The following is a 22,826-nucleotide window of genomic DNA, read 5'->3' as shown; positions in this document are numbered from 1 at the left end:
CGACCGAGAACACAGTGACGACCGAGAACACAGCGACCGGGACGAGGCACGTCGACGGGTTCGACAGGTTCCGGGTCGCCCCGGGGCCGGCCTTGCAGGCCGCGCTGTTCGGCCCCGAGCCCGATGCCGCCACCGCGGCGGTGGCCGGCGCCGAACTGGGGCGGTTCGTCCGCAGCCACCTCGACGACGGGGCGGGGGTGCTGATCCTGACCGGCATGCCGGTCGACGAGGAGACGGCCGCGGGTGCGATCGCCCGCATCTCTGCGCTGCTGGGCGAGGCGACACCGCAGAACCGGGAAGGCGAGCTGGTGCGCCGGGTCCGGGATCGGCACACCGCGGTCGGCCAGGGCCAGCGCAGCCGCTACTCCGACTCGCGCTTCGGCGGCAACCTGCACACCGACGGCGCCGAGGCCGCCCTGCCGGCCCCGGACGTCTTCACCCTGTACTGCCTGCGCCAGTCGAGCCACGGCGGCGAGCTGATCACCGTGCACCTCGGTGAGATCCTGCGCCGGATCACCGATCCCGCCCTGCTGCGCACCCTGCGCACCCCGTTCCACGTCGACCGCCGCGGCGACGAGGTGGGCGACGAGTCGCCGACGGTGCTCAAGCCCGTGCTCTTCGAGCAGAACGGCCACGAGTCGATCAGCTACCTGCGCAGCTACATCGAGATCGGGCACCGGCGCGACGACCGGCCGGACCTCACCGCCGAGCAGACCGCGGCCCTCGACGCGCTCGACGCCGCGGTCGCCGACCCGGCGGCGCAGACGGTCGGCAAGCTCGCCGAGGGTGAGCTCGCCGTGTTCGACAACCTGCGGCTCGTGCACGGCCGGCGCGAGTTCGTCGACGTCCCCGGCCATTCCCGCCTGCTGCTCCGGTCGTGGATCCGGCGCGGCCGGACACCGGCATGACCGGGCCGAGAGGGGTCGGCCCGGTCCAGGTAGTGCAGGTAGTGGTGGCGCCCAACGCGATGCGCGGCCACCTCGACGCCGTCGGGGTAGCCGCGGCGCTCGCCCGCGGGGCCGCGGGTGCAGGGGCGACGGTGCGGGCGGTGCCGCTCGCCGACGGCGGCGACGGCACGCTCGACCTGGTCGCCCGCGCGACGGGCGGCACCCGGCGGGCGATCGAGGTCGTCGACGCCCTGGGCCGCCCGCGGCGCTCGGAATGGCTCGACCTCGGCACGTCCGCCCTCGTGGAGAGCGCGCTCTGCTGCGGGTTGGCGGCGTTGCGGCCCGGCGAGCTCGATCCGCTGCGGTCGTCGTCGGCCGGGGTGGGCACGGCGATCCGCGCGGCGGTGCGCGCGGGGCACCGCGTGGTGCAGGTCGGCCTCGGCGGCACGGCGGTCGTCGACGGGGGAGCGGGTGCTCTGGCGGAGCTCGGGGTGCGGTTCCTCGACGCGGCCGGGCAGTCGGTGGTGCCGGTCCCGGCGAACCTGCGGCACGTCGTGCAGATCGACCTGCGGCCGGCGAAGGCGCTGCTCGCCGGGGTGCGGCTGCGGCTGATGGCCGACGTGTCGAGCGCCTACACGGCGAACTCGCGGCACTTCGGCGCGCAGAAGGGGCTGACCGAGGGCGACCGGCCGGTCGCCGCGGCGGCCATGGCCCGCCTGGTCGACCTGGCCCGCGCGGCGGAACCGGTCGGCGGTGGCGCGCTGCTCGACGCCAGGAGCGGCGCGCCCTGGTGGGGTGCGGGCGGCGGGACCGGGCTCGGGTTGTCCACAGTGGCCGAGACCGACGCGGGCAGTGGCGCGCTGGCCGTCCGCGAGATCGTCGACCCCGCGTCGCTCGTCACGCAGGCGCCGCTCGTGATCACCGCCGAAGGGGTCGTCGACCCCTCGACGTGGACGGGGAAGGCGCCGGGCTCGGCCGTCGCGGCGCGGCGCGCGCTCGGCCTGCCGACGGTGCTGGTGGCGGCCCGGTTCACCGACGATCCCCAGGACGACCCGCTGGTCGCCCGCCAGGTGCTGGCGCCCGGAAGTGACAACACCCTGGTCGAGCGGCTGGCCGCGGCCGGCGCGGCGGCGTGGCGACGGTTCGCAACCCCGATCCGGCTGCCGGATCTCGCCGCGGCCGGCGACCACCGGGACGACGGGGGCACCGGGTGAGCGACGAGCACACGAACGGGACGGGCCGCGGCCGGCTGGTCGAGCACGCGGACCTGGTCGCCTTCGGCACTGCGGCGTTGGTCGCCGCAGGCGCGCGCCGGCCGGACGCCGAGCTGAGCGCCGAGGTGCTCGCCGCGGCCGATCTCGCGGGCGTCGACAGCCACGGGTTCGCGCGCCTGCGCCGCTACGTCGACGGCCTCATGGCCGGCACGATCTCGGGCACGGCCGAGCCCGAAGTCGTGCAGGAGCACGGCTCGGTGGCCGTGGTCGATGCCCACAACGGGCTGGGCCAACCCGCGCTGCGAGCGGCGGTCGACCACGGCGTCCGGCTGGCCAAGGACCTCGGGTGCGCCGCGGTGGCCGTGCGGCGCAGCAACCACATCGGCATCGCCGGCTGGTACGCCGAGCGGGCCGCCCGTTCGGGAGTGCTGGCACTGGTCACGACCAACGCGACCCCGCAGGTCGCGCCGACGGGCGCGGCCGCCCCCATGTTCGGCACCAACCCGATCAGCTACGCGGTGCCCGCGCCCGACGGCCCGCTGGTGTTCGACGCCGCGACCTCGCTCGTCCCGAGGGGCAAGCTGGAGCGCCTGCACCGGGAAGGGCGGCCGATGCGGGAAGGCTGGGCGATGGGCGCCGACGGCCGCTACACGACCGACATCCCGGCGCTCGTCGCCGGGCTCAAGGCCCGCGCCGGGCACGCGCTGGTCCCGCTCGGCGGGCTGGGCACCGACTTCGGCGGGCACAAGGGGTCGGGGCTGGGGCTGCTGGTGGAGCTGCTCTGCGGTCCGCTCGCCGGAGCGAGCTGGAGCCGCAACACCTACGGACCCGACGGCGCCGACCTCGGGCAGTTCGTGCTCTGCCTCGACCTCGCGGCCTTCGGCGACCCCGACGGCATCATCGCCAGGGTCGGCGCGCTCGGCGCGGAGATCACCGCCTTGCCGCCCGGCGACGCCGACGTCCCCGTCCGGTTGCCGGGGCAGCGCCGCACGGCGTGCACGGCCGAGCGCACCGCGAGCGGTGTCCCGCTGCTCCCGGCGGTCGTCGCCGACCTCGACCGCATCGCGGAGCAGACCGGGGTCCGCCCCCTTCGCCCGCGCACGGACGTGGTCGTGTGAACGCCCCGGCCGTGATCACCGAGCGGACGACGCTCGACCTGTCCTCCGGGCAGGTGCCCGACCCGCTCGCACCCGAGATCCGGGAGGCGCTGCACGCCGCTGCCGACAGTCCCTGGTCGCCCTACGCGGCGCGCGGCGGCGAGCCGGCGCTGCGGGCGGCGGTCGCCGCCCACTACACCGGCCGGACCGGCCGGGCATTCGACGCGGCCGGCGTCGTCGTCACCCCCGGGGTGCGCGCGGGCCTGTTCGCTGCGGTGGCCGCCGTCGCCCGCGGCCGGGACGTGCTCGTGCCGGCCCCGCACTGGAGCCACTACCCGCGCACGCTGGAGCTGGCCGGGGCGACCATGGTGACGGTGCCGGGCGCGCCCGCCGACCGCTGGCGGCTGACGGTCGCGGCGCTGGAATCGGCGCGCACCCCGAAGACGGCGGCCGTGCTGGTCACCAGCCCGGTCAACCCCAGCGGCGCGGTGCTCGACCGCGCCCGCCTGCGCGCCATCGCCGGGTGGGCCGCCGAGCACGGGATCACGGTGCTGGTCGACGACGTCTACTGGGCCTGGGCGGGCGCCGAAGACGCACTGGCCTCGGTCGGAACCGACGCCGTCGTGGTGGGGGGCGCGTCGAAGGTGCACGCGCTCGCCGGGCTGCGGCTGGGCTGGGTGCTGGCCCCCGCCGGGCTGCGGGCCGTCGTCGACGATGTCGTCGAGCACGTCACCGGGCCTGTCAACACCTCCGCCCAGGCAGCCGGCATGGTCGCGCTGACCGAACCGTTCTGCAGCCGCGACGTCGCCGAGCGGCGGCAGCGGCTGGCCGCGGCGTCGGCCGAGGCGACGGCGGCGATGCGCGGTGTGCGCGGCGTCGACGTCGTGCCGGCCGACGCCGGCCTGTACCTGTGCCTCTCGGTCGAACGGCTGCTGGCCGGCGCGACCTTCGGCGCCACCGACGACCGCACGCTCTGCGCCGCGATCGCCGACCGTTCAGGCGTGCGGCTGCGCGCCGGGTCGACGTTCGGCATGCCCGAACACCTGCGGCTGTGCGTGGCCGCCGCGCCGGGTGTGCTGGCCGCGGCGGCCGCCCGTCTCGACGCGCTCCTTCCCGATCTGCCGCGGTAGCGACCTCGTCGCCGCGGACCCGAACCGAAAGGGCCGGAAGTCAAACGATGACCACCTCGCCTCCTCGCGTCGACGCCGACCGCGCCTCCTGGATCCGGCAGTGCTTCCTCGATCGTCGACTCGTCCGCGTCGCCGGCGCACACGACGGCCTCACCGCGCGGATCGCCGAGGAGTCGGGGTTCGACGCTGTGTGGGCGTCGAGCTTCGGGATCTCCGCGGCCGCGGGCCTGCCCGACCTGAGCCTGCTCGGCCTCGCCGAGTACCTGGCGGCGTCGACCGCCATGCACCGGGCCGTCGACATCCCCGTGCTGGCCGACTGCGACACCGGCTTCGGCGGCAGCATCAACGCCGCCTACACGATGACGCAGTTCGAAGCGTCCGGCGTCGCCGGCATCTGCATCGAGGACAAGCTCTTCCCCAAGCGCAACAGCTTCGTCGCTGCCGGGCAGCAGCTGCTCTCGGCAGAGGAGTTCGCGGGCAAGCTGCAGGCCGCGAGCGAGGCACGGGCGCGGCCGGAGACACTGCTCATCGGCCGCACCGAGGCGCTGATCTGCGGCGAAGGGGTCGAGGAGGCGCTGCGTCGCTGCCACCTGTACGTCGACGCGGGCGCTGATGCCGTGCTGATCCACTCGAAGGCGCCGGGCCCCGAGCAGGTCGTGGAGTTCCTGCGGCACTGGCAGCGGCGCGCGCCCGTGGTGATCGTGCCGACCACGTACGCCGACTGGGACAGCGAGGAGGCCGCCGAGGCGGGCGTCGACATGGTCATCTACGCCAACCACGCGCTGCGCGCCATGGTCACGGCCGTGCGCGAGACGTGGTCGACGGTGCTCGAGCACGGAAGCTCCGCGACGGTCGAGGAGAACATCGCCTCGGTGAAGGAGATCTTCGCGATCTCGCAGCTCGACGCCTGGCTCGGGAAGAGCCGGTGAGCGTCGGGGCCGCCGAGCTGGTCGACGCGTTGCGCGCGTCGGGGCGCCACCGCGCGACCGGGGTGCCGTGCGGGCACCTCGCCGGGCCGTGGGAGCTCTACGACCGCGCGGGCGACCTCGTCCCGGCCCCGGACGAGGGCGCGGCCTTGGCGATCGCCGCAGGGTGGGAGCTCGGCGGGACCCCGGGGGTGGTGCTCTGCCAGAACAGCGGCTTCGGCAACCTCGTCAACCCGTTGACCAGCCTCGTGCTCGCCTGCCGAATCCCGGTGACCGTCCTGATGACGTTGCGCGGCTGGCCCGATCCGGCCACCGACGAGCAGCAGCACGAGGTGATGGGGGCCGCCACACCGGCGCTGCTGCGCACCCTCGGTGTGCCGCACGCCGTCCTGGCCGGCGGCGTCGCCGGCCCCGGTGAGGGGGTCGATGTGGCGACCCTGCTGGCCGAGGCCGACGCGGCGCGGGCCGACGGGCTGCCGTTCGTCGGGCTCGTCCCGCGTGGCGCCATCGGGAAGGTCGGTGCCCCGGCGTCGCTGCCGGGCGACGGGCCGACACGTTCATCGGTGGTCGCCGCTTTGATGGACCGCATCGGCGACGCGTTGCTGGTGACGACCACCGGCTACCTGTCCCGCCAGGCCCACCACGAGCGCGACCGCGACCGCACCTTCTACATGCAGGGCTCGATGGGGCACGCCGCGGCCATCGGGTTGGGGCTCGCCCAGGCCCACCCCGACGAGCGGGTGGTTGTGCTCGACGGCGACGGCGCCCTGCTCATGCACCTCGGCACCGGCGCGGCGATCGGCTCGTTGCCGTTGGCGAACCTCGTGCACGTCGTCGTCGACAACGGGTGCTACGAGTCGACCGGGGCGCAGCGGAGCACCAGCGCCCACCTCGACTGGCCGGCGCTGGGCCGCGGCCTCGGCTACCGCCGCGTGCACTACGCCGACTCCACGGCCGAGGTCCCGGACGTGCTCGATGCGGCATTCGCGGCGACCGGTCCGGTGCTCTGCGTGCTGCGGACCGTGCCGACACCCGACGACGTGCACCCGCGCGCGAGCTCGGGCAGCGGGCTGCCCCAGCTGACCGACCGGTTCCGGGTCGGTGTCCGGGGTGTGGCCCAGGCGGCCGGCGGGGTGGGCTCGTGACCACCTCCGGCACCGGCGTCCGGGTTCGACGCGTGAGCGCGGAGCAGTGCGTCGAGCAGCTGCTGGAGCTGCTCGGCGACACGCGGGCGCTCGTCGTCGGCACACCCGCTGCGCTGCGGCGGACCCGCGCGGCCGACGTGCTGCCGGCTGGCACAGCTGTGTTCCACGCCTTCACCCCCAACCCGACCACGGATCAGGCGCTCGCGGCCGCCCGCGCGCGCAGCGCACACGGCGCCGAGCTGGTGGTCGGCATCGGCGGGGGTTCGGCGATGGACGTGGCGAAGGCGGCGAGGGTGCTGCCGGCCGACCCGGTGGAGGCGACGGAGGTGCTCGCCCGCAGGCGACGGCCGCCCGAACCGAGCCCCGGGTTGGTGCTGGTGCCCACCACGGCGGGCAGCGGGAGCGAGGTCACGTCCTTCGCGACGCTGTACGACGGCCACCGCAAGGTGTCCCTCGACGACGACCGCGTGCGCGCCGAGGACGTCCTGATCGCCACGGAGCTGCTGGCCACCTGCCCACCGGACGTCCTGTGGAGCGGCACGCTCGACACGGTCGCCCACGCGATCGAGTCGATGTGGTCGATGCGCTCGGACCCGACGTCGCGCGAGCGGGCGGGCGACGCGCTGGCGCGGATCGCGCCGGTGCTGGCCCGGCCTGAGCTCGCGGGCGTCGAGAGCGGTCGCGAGGCGCTCTCGCACGCCGGGTCGATGGCCGGTGAGGCCATCGACCGCACCCGGACCACGGCGGCGCACGCCCTGGCCTACCCGCTGACCGCCTACCTGGGGCTGGCCCACGGGTATGCCGTTGCGGCCACGTTGCGCTGGCTGGTGCCGCTCGTCACCGCGGTCGGCGACTCCGCGGTGCGCGACCCGCGTGGGCCCGACGTCCCGCGCGGGGCCGTGCACGCCGCGGCGGCCGCGCTCGGGGTCGACGGCCCGGCCGGGATCGTCTCGACGATCGACGCGGCGCTCGCCAGGTGCCGCCCGCCGCGGTTCACGGCGGCCCGGCTCGACGCCGTGCTCGACCGGCTCGTCACCGAGGGGCTGAGCTCGGAACGGCTCGCCGGGATGCCGGTGCACCTGGACGCCGACCAGGTCCGCAGCGCGCTGCGGCAGTCGCTGGGCGAGCTCGTGCAGATCGGGGGGACGGGTGCGTAACTACCGGGTCACCGGGCCGGTCGACGTGCCGCCCGAGGTGCTGGCCGCGATGACCACGCCGGTCATGAGCCACCGCTCGGCCGCCTTCCGGACCCTGCTGCGCAGGGTGTCGCACGGGCTCGGCCCGCTGTTCGGGACCGACCGTGACGTCATCGTGTTGACGTGCTCCGGCACCGGTGGGCTGGAGGCGGCGGCCCGTTCGGTGCTGCGGCCGGGCGACCGCGTGCTCTCGGTGCAGATCGGGTACTTCGGCGAGCGGTTCGCCGAGATCGCCCGCCACGCCGGCGCGCAGGTCGACGTGCTCTCCGCACCATTGGGCGAGGTGGTCGATCCCGCCGAGGTGGCGGCGCGCGCCGGCGGTTACGACGCCGTGCTGCTCACCCACAACGAGACGTCCACGGGGGTGCTCGGCCCGCTGCGCGCGTGGAGCGAAGCCGTGCGTTCGGCCGGCGACGCGCTCCTGCTCGTCGACGTCGTCAGTAGTCTTGCCGCGGCCGAGATCGCGTTCGACGAGCTGGGCATCGACGTCGCCGTCGGCGTCACGCAGAAGGCGCTGGCCTGCCCGCCGGGGTTGGCGCTCGTCGCGGTGTCGGAACGGGCGCTGCGCCATGCCGGCCGGCCGGGCTCGGGCGCCTACTACCTCGACCTGGTCGCCGCCGCCGACGCTGCGCGCAGCGGCACCACCACGTGGACCCCGGCCATGCCGCAGCTGTTCGCGCTGGACGCCGCGCTCGACGCCGTCGAACGCGAAGGGGTGGCCGCTGTGCGGGCCCGCCACGAGCAGACGGCGCTGACGTGCCGGGAGGCGCTCGCGACGCACGGGCTGCAGGTGGTGCCGCGCGCGGAGCTGTGCTCCCCGACCGTCACCGCGGTCCGGCTGCCCGGGGGCGACGCCGAGCAGCTGCGCGACCGGCTGGCGAGCGAGTTCGACGTCTGGGTCTCGTCGGGTCGCGCGGCGTGGCGCCACGACGTGCTGCGTATCGGGCACATGGGCCCGGTGGCGCCGGCGCAGGTGCAGGCGGCCGTCGAGTCGATCGCCGCGCTCGCCCGGCCGCCGGCCCCGGCGGCTCCGGTGCGCAGGGGAAGATCCACACCCTCGACCCGGGTCGTCGAGCACGCCGCCGAACTCGGCCCCGGGTGGGACGAGCTGTGCTCGAAGGTCGATGCCGTCCTCTACCAGCAGCTGCCGTTCGTCCGCGCCTACGAGGCCCACCCGGTGGCGGCGGTGACCGCCAACCGCTACGTCGAGATCCGCGACGGCGCCGACCACGCCGATCTCCGGGCCGCGGCGCCGCTCTACCGCCAGGCCGATCCGTTGGGTCTGCTCGGGCTGGCGCCCGGCCAGGAAGCCCTGCTCTCGGCGATGTGGCACTGCCCCGACACGCGGGTGCTGGCCAGGGACACCGCGTCGCTGGACCCGCTGGTCGAGGCCATCGCCGGGCAGGCCGACGCGCTCGGTTGCCCCTTGTTCGGGTTCGTCAACGTCGAGGCCGACTCGCCGGCCGTGCCACTGCTGGTCGAGCGCGGGCTGCACCGGCGCGAGCTGGTGCCGCGCTGGCTGCTGGAGACCGCCGAGTACCCGGACCCGGAGTCGTACGTGTCGCGGCTGCGCAAACCGGTGCGCCACGAGCTGCGCCGCCAGCTGCGCCGGGCCGCCGAGCAGGGGGTCAGCACCGTCGAGCACGGGCCGGACCACCCGCAGCTCGTGGAGCTGCTGCGGCTGGTGGCCGCCACGGCGGCGCGCGCGGGCTCACCGCGCTACTACGACCCCGACCGGCTTGCGGGGATGCTGCGCCAGGTCGGGCCGGCCTGCCGCCTGCTCGAGATCGTCTCTGCCAGCGGGGAGACGCTCGGCGTCGGCGTGTGCTTCCAGGAACGCGACCGGCTGCAGTACTGGGCCGCGGGGTACGTGCGCGACCGCGCTGACCTCACCTTCAGCCCGTACTGGGCGCTGTGGTGGGCGGTGCTCGAACTCGGGTGGTCGGCCGGCGTGAAGGTCGTCGAGTGCGGGCGGCTCAACGAGCGCTTCAAGATCCGCATGGGTCTGCGTCCGCAGCCCCTCGTCGCGCTGATGAGCCGACCATGACCACCGGGCGCCCGTTCCGCCGGCTGCTCGCCGCCACCACCGTCTCGACGCTCGGCGACGGCATCTACGCGGCGGCGCTCCCGCTCATCGCGGCGAGCCTCACCGCCGACCCGGCCGTCATCGGGCTGATCGTCGCCTCTCCGTACCTGGCGTGGGCGACGCTCGGGCTGGTCAGCGGCGTGCTCGTGGATCGGTGCCCGCGGGTGCTGCTGATGGTGGTGGCCGACGTCGGCCGGGTCGTCGTGGTGCTCGCCACCGCCGCCCTGCTGGCGACGGGCCTGCTGACGGTGCCGCTGCTCGTGGTGATGGGGTTCCTGCTCGGCCTCGGGCAGACGGTGTTCGACACGAGCAGCCAGGCCGCGGTGCCCGACCTCGTGGGCTCCGACCCGGTGGCGTTGGGCACCGCAAACTCGCGGATCAGCATCGCGCAGACCGTGAACACCGAGTTCCTCGGGCCGCCGTTGGGGGTGGCGCTGTTCACGCTCGCCGCGGCGGCGGCGGTGCTGGGCAACGCGGTCAGCTTCGTCCTCAGCGCGGTGCTGCTGGCCCCGTTGCTGCGAGGGCCGGCGCAGCGGACGGCCGTCGCCGCGCCGCAGGGGCGGGACATCGCTCGCGGCATCGGCGCGGACATCCTGTCCGGGCTGCGGTTCCTCGTGCGCCACCGACTCCTGCTGACGCTCACGCTCACCACGGCGCTGGTCAATGTCGCCTTTGCGTCGGTGGAGACCCTCCGGGTCGTGTACGCGGAGGCGCGGCTCGGGCTGGGCGCGGTGGGGTTCGGCCTGCTGTTCGCGCCGCTCGCCGTCGGTGGCCTGCTCGGCGCGGTGCTCGCCCCGCCGGTGGCGCGGCGGCTGGGCGCCGGCCGCGCGTTGCTGGCGACGCTCGTGGTGCTGGCAGGCGCGCTCGTGGTGCTGGCGTTCGCGAGCTCGGTGCCGCCGGTGATCGGCGCGATGGTCGTCGCCGGCGCGTGCATCGCGGCCTACAACGTGCTGGGCCAGACCCTCCGCCAGGCGATCACCCCGCCGGAGGTGCTCGGCCGGGTTGTGGCGGCGTTCCGGATGGTCGCGCTCGGCGCGGTGCCCGTCGGTGCCGTGCTAGGCGGCTTCGCCGCCCGGATCGACCTGTCCGTTCCTTATGCCGCAGGCGCCGTCCTGCTGGTGGCGACCGCCGCCGTCGTGGCGCCCGTGGTCCGCCGGGCGAACCTCACCGCCGCGCGGCCGTGAAAGTCCCCAGAGACATATGAACCGAATTGAAGGGTAGGAACGGATGACGAAGGTGCACGAGGACCTGCTGTCGAGCCAGCTCGCGTACTACTCGGCGCGGGCCGCGACGTTCGACGCGGGTTTCGAACCGTACATGGCCCCGGCGATGCCGGCGCTGCTGGCGAAGATCCGCGCCGGCAACCTGCACGGCGACCTCCTGGAGATCGCCAGCGGGAACGGCTTCTGGACGCGCTACCTGGTCGACGTCTGCGATTCGATCACGTGTCTCGACGGCTCGACGCAGATGATCGCCGGCGCGAAGGAACGCGGCATGCCGCGGGTCTCGTTCGAGCAGGTCGACCTGTTCTCGTGGACCCCGACGCGGCAGTGGAAGGCCATCTTCTTCGCGCACTGGCTGGCGCACGTGCCCGAGGAGCTCTTCGAGACCTTCTGGACGTCGGTGAAGCAGGCCGTGACGCCCGACGGTGTGGTCGAGTTCGTCGACGTCACCTCCTACGAGCGCCGGATCGAGGAGTTCGACGAGCACGACCCGGACGTCGCGGTGTGGCGCACGCTGGAGGACGGCAGCCGCTACAAGGTGGTCAAGGTCTTCCGCGACCCGCCCGAGCTGGAGCAGCGGCTGGGTGCGCTCGGCTGGAACTGCGAGGCCAGCGAGGTGCACCCCGGGTTCCTCTACGCAACCTGCCGTCCCGTGTCGTAGCAGCTCGCTGAAAGCGCAGTAACCAGAAGCGCAGTAACCAGAAGCGCAATAACCAGAAGCGCAGTAACCAGGCCCCGCATGCCGCCGTCCGCTCCCACCGGGGGAGCGGCGGTGCGGCTCCGGGGTCGATGAGGCATGCCATTTCGGAGTCGAGAGCAGGAACGTTCGGGGGGATTTCGATGGGTTCTCGTGATCCAGGAGTGGGTGCCGCACAGGCGTCGGACACCCGCCGTGGAGTGTGGATCGTCCAGCAAGGTGTGTGGGACATGCCGCTGGAATCGCTGCCGTTGGCTGCCGGATACCTGAAGGCCATGGCGGACGGCGACGCCGCCGTCCGCTCCACCCACGACATCGCTGTCCGCAACATGCGTGGCGGGCTCACCCATGTGCAGATGGCGAACTTCCTGTTCAGCGGCGAGCTGCCGAAGGTCATGGCCTTCTCGGCGCTCGGGTGGAACGTGCGGGCCTTCGGCTCGCTCGCCCGCACCTACAAGCAGCTCGTGCCGGACGGGCTCGTGGTCTTCGGCGGCACGCACGTCACCAACCAGGCCGAGCGGGTCGTGCGCGAGCACCCGGACGTCGACGTCGTGGTCAACGGCGAAGGCGAGATCACCTTCCGCGAGCTGCTCCGCACCGGCTTGCAGGCCGCCGACCTGCAACCGGGCTGCGCGCTCGACGACATCGAAGGGCTGTCGTGGAAGGACCGCGACGGGAAGGTGCACACGACCGGCGAGCGGAAGCGGATCGAGGACCTCGACGAGATCCCGTCGCCGTTCCTCACCGGAGCCGTCGACCTCGTCGGGCCGGACGGCCGTTTCCGCTACGACGTCGCGATCATGGAGACCAACCGCGGCTGCCCGTACAAGTGCGCGTTCTGCTACTGGGGCGGCGCGATCGGCCAGCGGGTCAGGGCGTTCTCGAGGGAGCGGCTGCGCCAGGAGCTCGAACTCTTCGCCCAGCTCGAAGTGCCGACCATCGTGGCCTGCGACGCCAACTTCGGGATGCTGCCCATCGACCTCGAATTCATCGACGACCTGATCGACGTGCGGGCCCGCACCGGCTTCCCGGCGGCGTTCGAGACATCGTGGGCGAAGAACAAGTCGGCGACGTTCTTCTCGATCGTGGAGCGGATGGCGAAGGTCGGGCTCAAGAGCTCGTTCACGCTGGCCCTGCAGACCCTCGACGATGCCGCGCTGCGCCGGATGAACCGCCGGAACATGAAGGTGAACGCCTGGAAGGACCTGGCCGTCTGGCTGGCCGGGCAGAACCTGGACTGCTACGCCGAGCTCATCTGGGGCGCCCCCGGGGAGACCGTCGAGTCGTTCATCGCCGGCTACGACGAGCTGTCCGAGCACGTCTCGCGCATCGCGGTGTACCCGATCATGCTCCTGCCCAACACCGAGTTCAGCGAGGAGAGCAGCAAGTTCGGCATCGTGAGCATCCGCGGCGACGACGACGACTTCGAGTACGTGCTGGCGCACGACTCGATGACCTTCGCCGAGAACCAGCGGATGCAGGTGTTCCTGTTCTGGGCCCGCGTGCTCGCGGAGAACGCGGTGCTGCGCCACGTCTGGGCGGGGCTGCGCCGGCTGGCCGGGATCCGGCAGAGCAGCGTGATCACCTCGTTCGGCGAGTGGGTCGCGCAGGCCGCCGACGTCGGCCCGCTGGCCACGGCCCACAGCCGCGCCCAGGGGCGGGGCGCGCCCGCGTACGCGGAGGCGATCGGCTACCTGTTCACCGACGCCAACGGCCCCGAGGTGATCCGCCGCTGGTGGCAGGAGCGGATCCGGCCGCAGGTGCCGGAGGAGGCCCGGCTCGTGCTGGACGAGCTGCTCCGCTTCGATCTGGAGACCCAGCCGCTCTGCCGGGTCGACCAGGAGCGTGATCTCCTGCCCTGGAACGGCAGCGGCGCGCCGGTCCGGGTCCGTCCCGGGGTCCGGTTCGACGTCGACGTGGTCCGGCTCAGCCGGGAGCTGCGCGACCCCAACATCGAGGTCGACCTCGACTCACCGGCCGTCGAGGTGGACCTGCACTTCCGCCTCGGCGCCGCCAACGCGGTGCTCTCGACGAACCACGAGGAGATTATGCACTTCATGGCCGTCCCGGTGAACGTCGTGCCGCTGGTCCCGGTCAGCTCGGCCCAGTCGCACGACGCCGTTCGATGATCGTGCGCCCGACCGTTGCCCGATCGGCTCCGACCGGGGCGCCTGGCGACTGGGACGAGCTGACCGGCGCGTCGGGCGCCGACTTCTACTCCTCGCGCCGCTGGCATTTGGCGATGGCCGGGTTGAACGGCGCCGACGAGCGGTTGGTGGTGTCCCGCGGAACAGCCGGCGGGCTGCGGGCCGTCGTCCCGGTGTTCGGGTTCGCGGCCGGGACGGCCAACCCGCTGATGCACCCGGGCACGCTCTTCGGCGGGGCGCAGTCGCCGTCCGATGCCACGGCCGAGCGGTGGGAGCCGTTGACCGTGGTCGGCAACGTGTCCGGCTACAGCACGGTGCCGGTCGCCGCCGATGCCCGCGCCTGGGCGGAGGCGGCCGACCAGGCCTGGGACCGGCGTGCCGGTGGTACCGCGTGGGCGCCCTACCTGACCGGCGCCGACGTCGACGGGCTCAGTGCGGCGCTGCCCGGCCGGCCCGTGCTGCTGACCGCATTGCGGGTGGTGGTGCCGGTGCCGGGCAGCACTCTGGAGGAGTACTACGCCGCGATCCCGCGGCGCCGGCGGGAGCTGGCCCGTCGCGAACGGCGGCAGCTGGCCGGGGCCGGCCGGGAGATCACCGTCGAGGAGCTGGACGAGGTGAACATCCCGGAGTTCGCCCGCCTGCAGGTGAACACCCAGCGCCGGCACGGCTCGTTCGGCGATGCCGCGTTCTTCGAGGTGCTGTTCGGGCAGATGGCCAAGGCGCTGGCGGGACAGGTGTTCGCTTTCGTCTGCCGCGACGGCGGGCGCGCGCTCGGGTTCATGTGGGCCGTCCGGCACGGCCGGGCGCTCGTCGCCCGCTCGATCGGGCTCGACTACGAGCGGGTCGGCGCCCACGCCGAGTACTTCAACCTCATGATCCACGAGCCGGTGCGCTACTGCCTGGAGCACGGTCTCACCGAGATCGACATGAGCGTCGGCAGCTACCGGCAGAAGCTGCTGCGCGGCGGGATCCCGACCCCGGCGTGGTCGATCCTGCTGCGGCCGCCGCCGTTCTGGACCGAGCGCGACACCGAGCGGCACAACCGGGACCGGGCCCGTGAACTGCTCGCCGAACTGCACCCGCTCGCACCGGCAGCGGTCGTCGAGGAGCTCGAGCAGATCGCTCGGGCGGGGCGGCGGGAATCGTAGCCCTGCCGCGCCTGGTAAGCATCCTTACTCCTGAGAGCAATGAATTGAATGGCGGCTCCTGATATTTTGGGAGCATGGTCCGGCCGCAGCTCCCCGAAGCTCGTATTGCCGATGCGAGCCAGGTCCTGATCCTGCTCTCACCGGCGCCCGATGCCGCTCCGATGGACGGTTTCGCAGGCACGGTGGTCGCCGACGCACCGGCGGATCTGCCCGATCTTGCCGGGAAGGCCGTCTACCTGTGCGGCGACGTGACGAAGGCCGCCGAGCTCGACCTGTCGGCGGCGTCGCGGGTCCGGGTGGTCCGGGAGGGCTCGTACGGAGAGACGGTGGGTGACCTCGCCTCGTGGCCGGTGGTGGGCATCGGCCAGGTCCCGATCTCCGTGCACGGGCTCGGGGTCTACTACCGCGCCTTCTTCGACCCGGACGTCGACTACGTCGACCGGGTCCGCGGCGAGCACACCTTCCAGTCGCTCACCGAGTCGACCAAGCCGGGCACGGCGCACCGCACCGGGATCTACCTGACGCCGGTCCGGAAGGAGCGCGACGCGCTGCACTTCCGCCTGCTGCGCTGCTCCACGAACCTTTCGGGCCCGACCGACAACTTCCGGTCCACCGACCAGCACATCGTCGACGCGCTGAACCAGGAGGCGGCCCTCGTCTTCTCCGGTGCCGCGCCGCTCAACCACGTGCTGGCGCAGATCTACGTCAACACCCCGGCCGAGGCCGAGAAGAAGCAGACGAAGGCCCGGATCTCGTCCCACGCCGACAAGACCAAGGACATGCCGGGCGACGGCGTCATGGCGTTCTGCACCTTCTACGAGCACCTCGATCGGCTCGGGCCGATGGCCGGCGACCCCTTCGACCGCGGTCACGGGAAGGCCAGCGGGCTGACCCGGCTCCGCTTCCGGCACAAGGGAACCGACGAGCTGGGCGGCGACCCGGAGCAGTTCACGGTCACGCTGTACCCGAACTCGGTGTTCTTCGTGCCGCTGTCCACCAACCGGCGCTACACCCACGAGATCGTGCCGTCCGGGCTGGACGCCGCGCGGCTCCCGACCCGGCTGGGCTACGTGGTGCGCTGCTCGGACGCCGAGGCGGTGCACGAGGGTGGGCGCACGCTCCTGCTCCAGGACGGGGAGCGCGTCGAGCTGGAGCCGCCCACACCCGAGGGGATGAGCGATCTCCGCCTGCGCTACGCCGAGGAGAACCGGACGTCGGCGTTCATCGACTACGGGGATCGCTTCCGGTTCAGCATGAACACGGGCGATTACCACGCGCCGAACTACGATGCGTCCGACCTGTTCCGCGCCTACCCCGTCGCGACCGGGGGCGGCCTCTTCGCCGAGCTGTCGGCGTCGGCCCGGGTCGAGGAGCTCGGCAAGGGCCGCCGCGGCGCAGTGCTCGTGGCGCCCGACGGCTCGCGCGGAGTGCCGATCGTCCGCACGACCACCGCCTACACGCTCCCGGCGCAGTGCTTCGGGCCCGCCCACACCGCGCTCGCGCAGCAGATCGAGGCGGCGGCCTCGCTCGCGATCCCCTTCAACAACGCGCTGCTGGAGATCTACACCCGCGCCTACCCCAAGATGGGCGCGCACTCCGATCAGGCGCTCGACCTGCACGAGGCCGGGGTGATCGCGCTGTTCACCTGCTACGAGCACCCGGCGGCCGAGCCGTCGCGCCGGCTCGTGGTGGAGTCGAAGGAGCCGGGGGAGCCCTCGTTCGCCATCCCGCTCGTGCACGGCGAGGTTGTTGTCTTCGCTGCCGAGACCAACCGGAGATTCCGCCATCGGATCGTGCTCGACCCGGCCACCGCGGACCCCGACAACGTCTGGCTCGGCGTCACGTTCCGCACGTCGAAGACCTATGTGGACGTGCGTGCCGGGCAGGCTGTGCTGGCCGACGGCACCCCGCTGACGTCGGCCGACGAGGACGAGCGTCTCGAGATGTTCCGGCTGCGTCGCCGGGAGAACCAGGAGACCGACTTCGCCTACCCCCGCCTCACCTGCACCCTGAGCCCGAGCGACCTCCGGCCGCCGCTACCTGCCTACTTCATGACTGCGTAGCGCACGATCGCCAGGCCGTTGTCGAACCCGGTGGCCTCGATCAGCTTCAGGTCGTGCTGGTCCTCGAAGATGCGGGTGCCCTTGCCGCGTGACGCCGGGCAGACCAGCATCCGGACCTCGTCGACGAGGCCGGCGGCCAGCATCGAGTGCATGAGCTTCAAGCTGCCCCACAGCCAGATGTTCTTGCCCTCCTGCTCCTTCAACTCGCGGATGGTGGCGGCCGGGTCGCGGGTCACGGTCGCGGCGGGGAAATCGCCCCAAGGGGCGTCGTCCAGCTTCGAGGACGCGACGAACTTGGTGTGGCTGTTGAGCTTCCTGCCCCACTCGCCCTGGTCCTCGGCGTAGGGCCAGTAGTCCTTGGACATGGCGTAGGTGTTGGCGCCGAGGATCATCGTGTCGACCGAGTCGATGAACCCCATCATGTTCGTCTTGTAGGGGGTTTCGACGTTGTCGTCGAACGGTTCGGCGGCGACGAAGCTGAGCCCGCCGTCCGCTTCCGCGGCGATGTTGTCGACGGTGACCCACTGCTGGACGATGAGCTTGCGCATGGTGACTTTCCCATCAGGTCGGATTCGGGGAACGGGTGGCGCCGAGGACGATGTTGGTCGGCCGGCGACATGACGTCCAATGCCAAATCCCCGGGAAACACATCAACGAACCTGATGAACGTCGCCCCGCTACTGCCAGTGCCGGTCCCCGAGCAGCGCCGCCTCGGCGCCTCCGTCGGCGAAGATCACCTGGCCGGTGACGAAGTGGTTGTCCGGGCCCGCCAGCCAGTCGATGAGGTGCGCGATCCACTCCGGTCGCCCGGGGAAACCGCCGAGGGGTTGCGGCGCGGCTGCCTCGACGGCGGCCCGCACCGCGTCGTCGTCGAGGATCCAGGCGGCGGCCGGGGTGTCCACGACACCGGGGGCGACCGCGTTGAGCGGGATGCCGGCGCCGGCCCACTCGGGCGTCGGCGCGGCCCGCCGCACCCACGCGTTCAGCGCACGCTTGGCGATGCCGTAGGCGGTGTCCCGCAGCGCCGGATCGGCGGCCACCAACGCGGTCGCGGTTGCTTCGTCGCCGTCGGCGCAGGCCCGCAGCACGCGTTCGTCCGCCCGTTCCAGTGCCGCGGTCGACGATACGGCGACGGCCCGCGGAGCCGGGCTGCCGGCCAGCAGGGGGCGCAACCCCTCCAGCGTCGCGACCGTGCCGAAGAAGTTCGTCTCCATCAGCCCGGTGCGGCCGCCGCCGGCGATCGCCAGCACCGCATCGATCTGTCCGCGCGCTGCCACCTGCTCGACGAGCGACCGGCGCCCGGCCGGCGTCGAGAGGTCGGCGACGACCTCCGCATCGTCGAGGTCGCAGCCGATGACCGTCGCCCCTTGCTTGCGCAGGATCGCCGCGGTGGCGGCGCCGATGCCCGACGCCGAGCCGGTGACGACGTACGTCCGCCCGGTCATCGGTCGTCCCGCCCCGCGCCGCCTTCGGCCGGTTCGACGAGGAACGGTCCGGCTTTGCGTCGGAAGTGCACCCGGCTGCCCACTTCGGCGAGGACGATCAGCGCGGCGAGCTTGAGCCCGCCGGTCAGCGGGACGCTGTCGACCGGCAACGTGTAGGCCAGCACCACCGTGCTCCCCGCGTCGAGCAGCAGTGCGGAGCCCCAGATGACCGTGCACGTGCGCACCACCTGCCGGAAGGCCGGCTCGGCGCGCCACGCGTCGTTGATGCGATCGCGCAGCGCGCCGCCGGTGAACAGCCGCAGGGCGTTCAGGTAGTACGGCGTCCGCCAGAGGGTGACGAGGATCCAGACGCCGGCCACCGCGGTGAGCACGCCGTCGCGGGCCAGCAGGGCCCGCGGGCTGCCGGTCAGGAAGGACAGCGCGACGCTGAGCAGCAGGACGGTCATGACCAGGCCGGCGATCATGTCGATCCGCCGCTTCGTGATCACCGAGTGCACCGTCGTGGCGGCCGGCGCGACCAGGCCGAGCATCAGGGCGAGCCACTGGTCGACGCCGGCCGCGCGCAGCCCGTAGAAGATCGCCATCGGGGCGGCCGCGTTGACCAGCAAGCTCATGACTATCACGCGTTGTGGGTTGCCCGTGCTGACGGGCGCACTGTTGACCATGCAGTCAATAATACTGACCGCAGGGTCAATAGCAAGGGTGTTCGAGGCCGAGGCGCATGGTGTGGGTCGGTGTCAGCTCCTGGTCTGCATACCGCCGAGCAGGATCTCCGCGAGCTTCGCCGCGTAGTCGTGCGGCTCGACGTCGGGATGCTCTTCGAGGTAGGCGAGCATGATGTCGATCGAGCCCTGGTAGGTGACCGCCATGACCCTGGTGTCGAAGTCGCCGAGGCTGCCTTCGGCCTGGCCGCGGCGGAAGAGGTCCTCCTGCCCGCGGTAGGTCTGCTCGTAGAAGTCGGCGGTCACCCGTTCGCCGTCGGTGCCGCGCAGGTTCTGCGCGATGCGGGTGAGCGCGATCAGCTCGGTGCGGCGGGTACGGATCTGCTCGGCGGCGGCGCGCAGCGCGGCCCGGATGATGTCGGGCACGGGCAGGCTGAGGTCGAGCGCGTCGACGATGTGCCCCCGCAGGGTGTCCATCGTCGCCTTCGCCGTCTGCTCCATCAGGTCGTCCTTGCCGGCGAAGTAGTGCCAGACCAGCCCCTTGGCGACGTCCGCACGTGCGGCGATCCGGGTCAGCGAAGTGCTCTCGTAGCCGCGTTCGGCGACCTCCTGGATTGTCGCCACCATGATCTGTCGACGCCGCTCGTCCTCGCTGAGGCGCTGGCGCGGGCCGCGCTGCGGGCGGGGAGCGGTCGGCTTCGGCAAGGGCTCCCCGTTCACGGCGGGGATGCTACTGGCCGGCGCGGGTGGCGACGTGTGACGCGCGCACCGGTCGGGTACATGCACGAATGCCCATTTTGAACCGAATCCGTGCCTTCCTCCGGAGCCCGCAGGGCCGCCGGGTCACCGAACAGGGGCGCCGGATGGCGTCCGACCCGCGCAACCGCGAGCGGCTGCGCAGCTTCCTCTCACGTCGGCGCAGCCGCTGATCAGCGCTCGCGCGGGGCGTCCGCGAGGGTCTGCCGCAGCCAGCCGATGATCGTGGTGAGCGCTTCGGGGAGCCTCGTCACCGCGCAGTGACCCGTGCCGGGCATGAGATCGACGACGGTGTCGCGGCAGCCCTGGAACACGAGCGTGTCGTGCTGCGGGACGTGGACGTCGTCGGCTCCGTTGACGACGAGCATCGGGCCGTTGCGGTCCTGGTCGAGCAGCGGGCGCAGGGTGAACGGGGCGAGGCGTTCGGAGATCTCCTGCGGGCTCGGCGGGTGGTCGAAACCCAGCGCGTTGCCGACGATCCCGTCCATCCCGAACCGGTTCGGGCCGGCGCCGCTGAAGGCCGCTTCGACCGGGCCGCCGAGCACGACGGCGGCGTCGACGTCACCGGCCAGCCCGGATCGTGCCGAGAAGTGGCCGCCCATCGAGATGCCGACGTGCGCCACGCGGCCGTCGCCGAGGCCTCGGGCGTGCGCGACGAGCCCACGAACGACCTCGGCGCCGCCGGCGCCGGTCATGGGCACCGACGACTCGCCGGTACCTGGGATGTCGAAGGCGAGCACGCGCAGGTGCAGCCGGGCGGCGAGCAGCACCATGATCCCGTGCACGTCCATCTTCCACGTGTCCACACCGCCGCTGGCGATCACAACCGGGCCGTCGGGGTCGAGATCGGGCGGTGCGAACAGGTGCACCGGCACCGGGGTGGTGCCGCCCTGGTAGGGGAGCTGCAGGGTCTCGCGGTGGAAGTGTACGCCGAAGCCGGGTGCTGCGAGCTGGTACTGCTCGAGCTGGTTCGCCAGCGCGGCACGCTTGGCATCGTCGGCGAGCGTTGGGAACTTGGCCCACCCGTAGGCCAGCGCCGCTCGCTGGTGCGATCCGGCGTCGGCGTAGGACCGGGCGAGCGTCGACCATTCCGTGGCCCAGCCGCCAGGAGCCTCGGTCCACATGTCGGTGACTGCGGCGCGCACGGCGTCGACGTCGGTCGGCGGCAGCCCGCCGTTGATCATCTGCGGGTAGCGCTCGGTGAACAGGTCCTGCGGGTCGAGCGGCCAGCGGAAGGGCACGACGTCCAGCTTATCCGGTTGCATGTAGAAGCACCGGCAATTCCACCAGCAATTTGCGGACCGAATTGTTCGGACGGTCTCGCGGAATGTGCTTGATCCGGTACTGTCGAGGATGGCGCCCTGCTCCAACTGCTGCTGACTTTCGGGAACGCCGTTTGCGAACGGCGTCCGCGAGCTGCTAACCTCTTTGCGAACACTGATCGCAAAGAGGAGTCGGCCATGGGCACTCGATACGCGCACAACGGGGCCGTCCGCATCGCCTTCGAAGACCTCGGCGGCGCGGGCGGCGAGCCGTTGCTGCTGGTCATGGGGCTGGGCGTATCGCGGGTCCGGTGGCCGGAGGGGTTCGTGTCGGCGCTGGTCGAGGCGGGTTTCCACGTTGTCGCCTACGACCAGCGCGACGCGGGGGAGTCCAGTCGGCTCGTCGACGCCGAGCAGGTGCACCCGTTCGTCGGGCTCTTCCGGCGCCGGGCCGTCGCCTACACGGCCGAGGAAATGACCGACGATGCGGTGGCCGTGCTCGACGCGGTCGGGTGGACCTCCGCCCACCTCTTCGGCCATTCGCTGGGCGGGCTGCTCGCCCAGCGCATCGCGCTGCGCCACCCCGACCGGGTGCGGACGATCACCGTGTCCGCGGCCATGCCGAGCGATGCCCGCGGCCTCGCCCAGCTGCGGCACGTCCGGCTCGGGTTCGTCGTGTGGGCGGCACGGCTGCGCACGCCCGAGGGCCCCGAGGGTGAGATCGCCGCCGGGATGGCGATGGCGCGGCGGATCGCGTCACCCGGCTACCCGTTCGACGCCGCGGGCGCGCGGGCGACCGTCGAGCGCGAGGTCGAGATCGCGCGCGGCGCCCACGACAGCGACGCGATGGGGCGCCAGACGGGCGCGACCTGGCACGGTGGCCGGCTCGCCGACGTTCGGGTCCCGACGCTCGTCCTGCACGGCGAGCAGGACCCCGTCGTCCGGCCGTCGGCGGCGCGCGCCACCGCTGCAGCCGTTCCGGGTGCCCGGCTGGTCCTGCTGCCCGGCGTCGGCCACGACCTGCCGCGCGAGTTGTGGCCGCAGATCGCGGGCGAGGTTGCTGCGCTCGCCGAACGCGCGAACGCCTGATTCGCGTCCCGCCGGCGGTCGTGTTCACGACGACGCCGCACCACGCGCACGCTCAGGTCGTGGCGGTTTGCAGCGGGCGGTAGCTCGCGATGACGACGCCGGTGTGGAGGTCGGTTTGCTCGGTCAACTCCAGCTCCACACGGGGCCGACCCCTGGCGAAGAGCTGCTGACCGGTCGCGAGCACGATCGGGCAGATCCAGAGGTTCAGCTCGTCGACGAGACCGTGTTCGAGCAGGGACCACATCAGCGTTGCGCTGCCGTACATCATGATGTCCCCGCCGTCTTCTGCTCTGATCTTCGCGAGCTCTCGGACGGCATCTCCCTTCAGCAGTGTCGCGTTCCACGTGAGCGGCTCGGCGAGCGTCGTGGAGGCGACGAGCTTGGGCATGTCGTTGAGCCTGTCCGCATACGGCCCGGAGCTGTTCGGCCACGCCTTCGAGAACATCTCGTAGGTGCGTCGACCGCACAGGAAGTAGTCACAGGAGTTCAGGCGCTCGAGTGAGCGCATCGCGCCCACCTCACCGAAGTACCGGTTGGCCCAGCCCCCGTGCTCGGATCCGGCCATTCCACCGGGGTCTTCGACGACGCCGTCCAGTGTCACCAACGTCGAAGCAATGATCTTGCGCAATGGATCTTCTCCTCGAAACGCAGCG

20 protein-coding genes are annotated in these 22,826 nt (G+C 72.6%); 14 read left to right on the top strand and 6 right to left on the bottom strand.

What is annotated here, in order from left to right:
* Window positions 1–14 precede the first annotated feature (14 nt).
* The 13 genes from LL648_RS33135 (at window position 15) to LL648_RS33075 (ending at window position 16,959) form a co-directional block, all read left to right on the top strand.
* A complete protein-coding gene (locus tag LL648_RS33135; RefSeq protein WP_232666747.1) occupies window positions 15–908 on the top strand; it encodes a TauD/TfdA family dioxygenase in 894 nt (297 codons plus the stop codon).
* Window positions 905–2,101: a glycerate kinase gene (locus LL648_RS33130; RefSeq protein WP_232666746.1), complete on the top strand. Its 1,197-nt coding sequence runs from the start codon at window positions 905–907 to the stop codon at window positions 2,099–2,101. The genes LL648_RS33135 and LL648_RS33130 overlap by 4 nt, the downstream gene beginning before the upstream one ends.
* Entirely contained in the window at window positions 2,098–3,219 is a 1,122-nt protein-coding gene (locus LL648_RS33125) for an Ldh family oxidoreductase (RefSeq protein WP_232666745.1), read from the top strand. Before LL648_RS33130 ends, LL648_RS33125 begins: the two co-directional genes overlap by 4 nt.
* A complete protein-coding gene (locus tag LL648_RS33120; protein WP_232666744.1) occupies window positions 3,216–4,328 on the top strand; it encodes an aminotransferase class I/II-fold pyridoxal phosphate-dependent enzyme in 1,113 nt (370 codons plus the stop codon). The genes LL648_RS33125 and LL648_RS33120 overlap by 4 nt, the downstream gene beginning before the upstream one ends.
* 47 nt (window positions 4,329–4,375) lie before the next feature.
* Window positions 4,376–5,257 (top strand): isocitrate lyase/phosphoenolpyruvate mutase family protein, encoded by an 882-nt coding sequence (locus tag LL648_RS33115; RefSeq protein ID WP_232666743.1) that lies wholly within the window; start codon window positions 4,376–4,378, stop codon window positions 5,255–5,257.
* Entirely contained in the window at window positions 5,254–6,399 is a 1,146-nt protein-coding gene (locus LL648_RS33110) for a thiamine pyrophosphate-dependent enzyme (RefSeq protein ID WP_232666742.1), read from the top strand. The genes LL648_RS33115 and LL648_RS33110 overlap by 4 nt, the downstream gene beginning before the upstream one ends.
* Window positions 6,396–7,556, top strand: a complete 1,161-nt coding sequence (locus tag LL648_RS33105; RefSeq protein ID WP_232666741.1) for an iron-containing alcohol dehydrogenase — start codon at window positions 6,396–6,398, stop codon at window positions 7,554–7,556. Before LL648_RS33110 ends, LL648_RS33105 begins: the two co-directional genes overlap by 4 nt.
* Window positions 7,549–9,642, top strand: coding sequence for an aminotransferase class V-fold PLP-dependent enzyme (locus LL648_RS33100; RefSeq protein ID WP_232666740.1), 2,094 nt, complete (start codon window positions 7,549–7,551; stop codon window positions 9,640–9,642). The genes LL648_RS33105 and LL648_RS33100 overlap by 8 nt, the downstream gene beginning before the upstream one ends.
* On the top strand, window positions 9,639–10,865 hold the full coding sequence (locus LL648_RS33095) for an MFS transporter (RefSeq protein WP_232666739.1): 1,227 nt from the start codon (window positions 9,639–9,641) through the stop codon (window positions 10,863–10,865). Before LL648_RS33100 ends, LL648_RS33095 begins: the two co-directional genes overlap by 4 nt.
* A 43-nt stretch (window positions 10,866–10,908) precedes the next feature.
* On the top strand, window positions 10,909–11,565 hold the full coding sequence (locus LL648_RS33090) for a class I SAM-dependent methyltransferase (protein WP_232666738.1): 657 nt from the start codon (window positions 10,909–10,911) through the stop codon (window positions 11,563–11,565).
* A 179-nt stretch (window positions 11,566–11,744) separates the two neighbouring features.
* Window positions 11,745–13,730, top strand: a complete 1,986-nt coding sequence (locus LL648_RS33085) for a KedN5 family methylcobalamin-dependent radical SAM C-methyltransferase (RefSeq protein ID WP_255687029.1) — start codon at window positions 11,745–11,747, stop codon at window positions 13,728–13,730.
* On the top strand, window positions 13,727–14,896 hold the full coding sequence (locus LL648_RS33080; protein WP_232666736.1) for a GNAT family N-acetyltransferase: 1,170 nt from the start codon (window positions 13,727–13,729) through the stop codon (window positions 14,894–14,896). The genes LL648_RS33085 and LL648_RS33080 overlap by 4 nt, the downstream gene beginning before the upstream one ends.
* A gap of 74 nt (window positions 14,897–14,970) precedes the next feature.
* The gene (locus tag LL648_RS33075; RefSeq protein ID WP_232666735.1) at window positions 14,971–16,959 is read left to right on the top strand and encodes an alpha-ketoglutarate-dependent dioxygenase AlkB; all 1,989 of its coding nucleotides are present in this window, start codon (window positions 14,971–14,973) and stop codon (window positions 16,957–16,959) included.
* Here LL648_RS33075 and LL648_RS33070 read toward each other — a convergent pair.
* From LL648_RS33070 to LL648_RS33050, 5 genes are all read right to left on the bottom strand, one after another.
* Window positions 16,941–17,507 (bottom strand): dihydrofolate reductase family protein, encoded by a 567-nt coding sequence (locus LL648_RS33070; protein WP_232666734.1) that lies wholly within the window; start codon window positions 17,505–17,507, stop codon window positions 16,941–16,943. The two genes, LL648_RS33075 and LL648_RS33070, sit on opposite strands and share 19 nt — an antisense overlap.
* Window positions 17,508–17,636: 129 nt before the next feature.
* The gene (locus tag LL648_RS33065) at window positions 17,637–18,404 is read right to left on the bottom strand and encodes an SDR family oxidoreductase (RefSeq protein WP_232666733.1); all 768 of its coding nucleotides are present in this window, start codon (window positions 18,402–18,404) and stop codon (window positions 17,637–17,639) included.
* Window positions 18,401–19,069: a VC0807 family protein gene (locus tag LL648_RS33060; protein WP_232666732.1), complete on the bottom strand. Its 669-nt coding sequence runs from the start codon at window positions 19,067–19,069 to the stop codon at window positions 18,401–18,403. Before LL648_RS33060 ends, LL648_RS33065 begins: the two co-directional genes overlap by 4 nt.
* Window positions 19,070–19,141: 72 nt before the next feature.
* Window positions 19,142–19,786, bottom strand: a complete 645-nt coding sequence (locus tag LL648_RS33055; protein WP_232666731.1) for a TetR/AcrR family transcriptional regulator — start codon at window positions 19,784–19,786, stop codon at window positions 19,142–19,144.
* Between the two features lie 209 nt (window positions 19,787–19,995).
* Window positions 19,996–21,087 (bottom strand): alpha/beta fold hydrolase, encoded by a 1,092-nt coding sequence (locus LL648_RS33050; protein ID WP_232666730.1) that lies wholly within the window; start codon window positions 21,085–21,087, stop codon window positions 19,996–19,998.
* A gap of 195 nt (window positions 21,088–21,282) precedes the next feature.
* Here LL648_RS33050 and LL648_RS33045 point away from each other — a divergent pair, with 195 nt between their 5' ends.
* A complete protein-coding gene (locus LL648_RS33045; RefSeq protein ID WP_232666729.1) occupies window positions 21,283–22,173 on the top strand; it encodes an alpha/beta fold hydrolase in 891 nt (296 codons plus the stop codon).
* Between the two features lie 52 nt (window positions 22,174–22,225).
* On the opposite strand, the gene LL648_RS33040 is transcribed toward LL648_RS33045, so the two are convergent.
* Window positions 22,226–22,801: a dihydrofolate reductase family protein gene (locus LL648_RS33040; protein ID WP_255687028.1), complete on the bottom strand. Its 576-nt coding sequence runs from the start codon at window positions 22,799–22,801 to the stop codon at window positions 22,226–22,228.
* Between the last annotated feature and the right edge of the window lie 25 nt (window positions 22,802–22,826).

Origin of the sequence: Pseudonocardia sp. TRM90224, assembly GCF_021245725.1 — a bacterium.
Classification (GTDB): Bacteria; Actinomycetota; Actinomycetes; order Mycobacteriales; family Pseudonocardiaceae; genus Pseudonocardia.
Note: the sequence above shows the minus strand (reverse complement) of the source record. Positions and strands in the feature narration are given on the sequence as shown.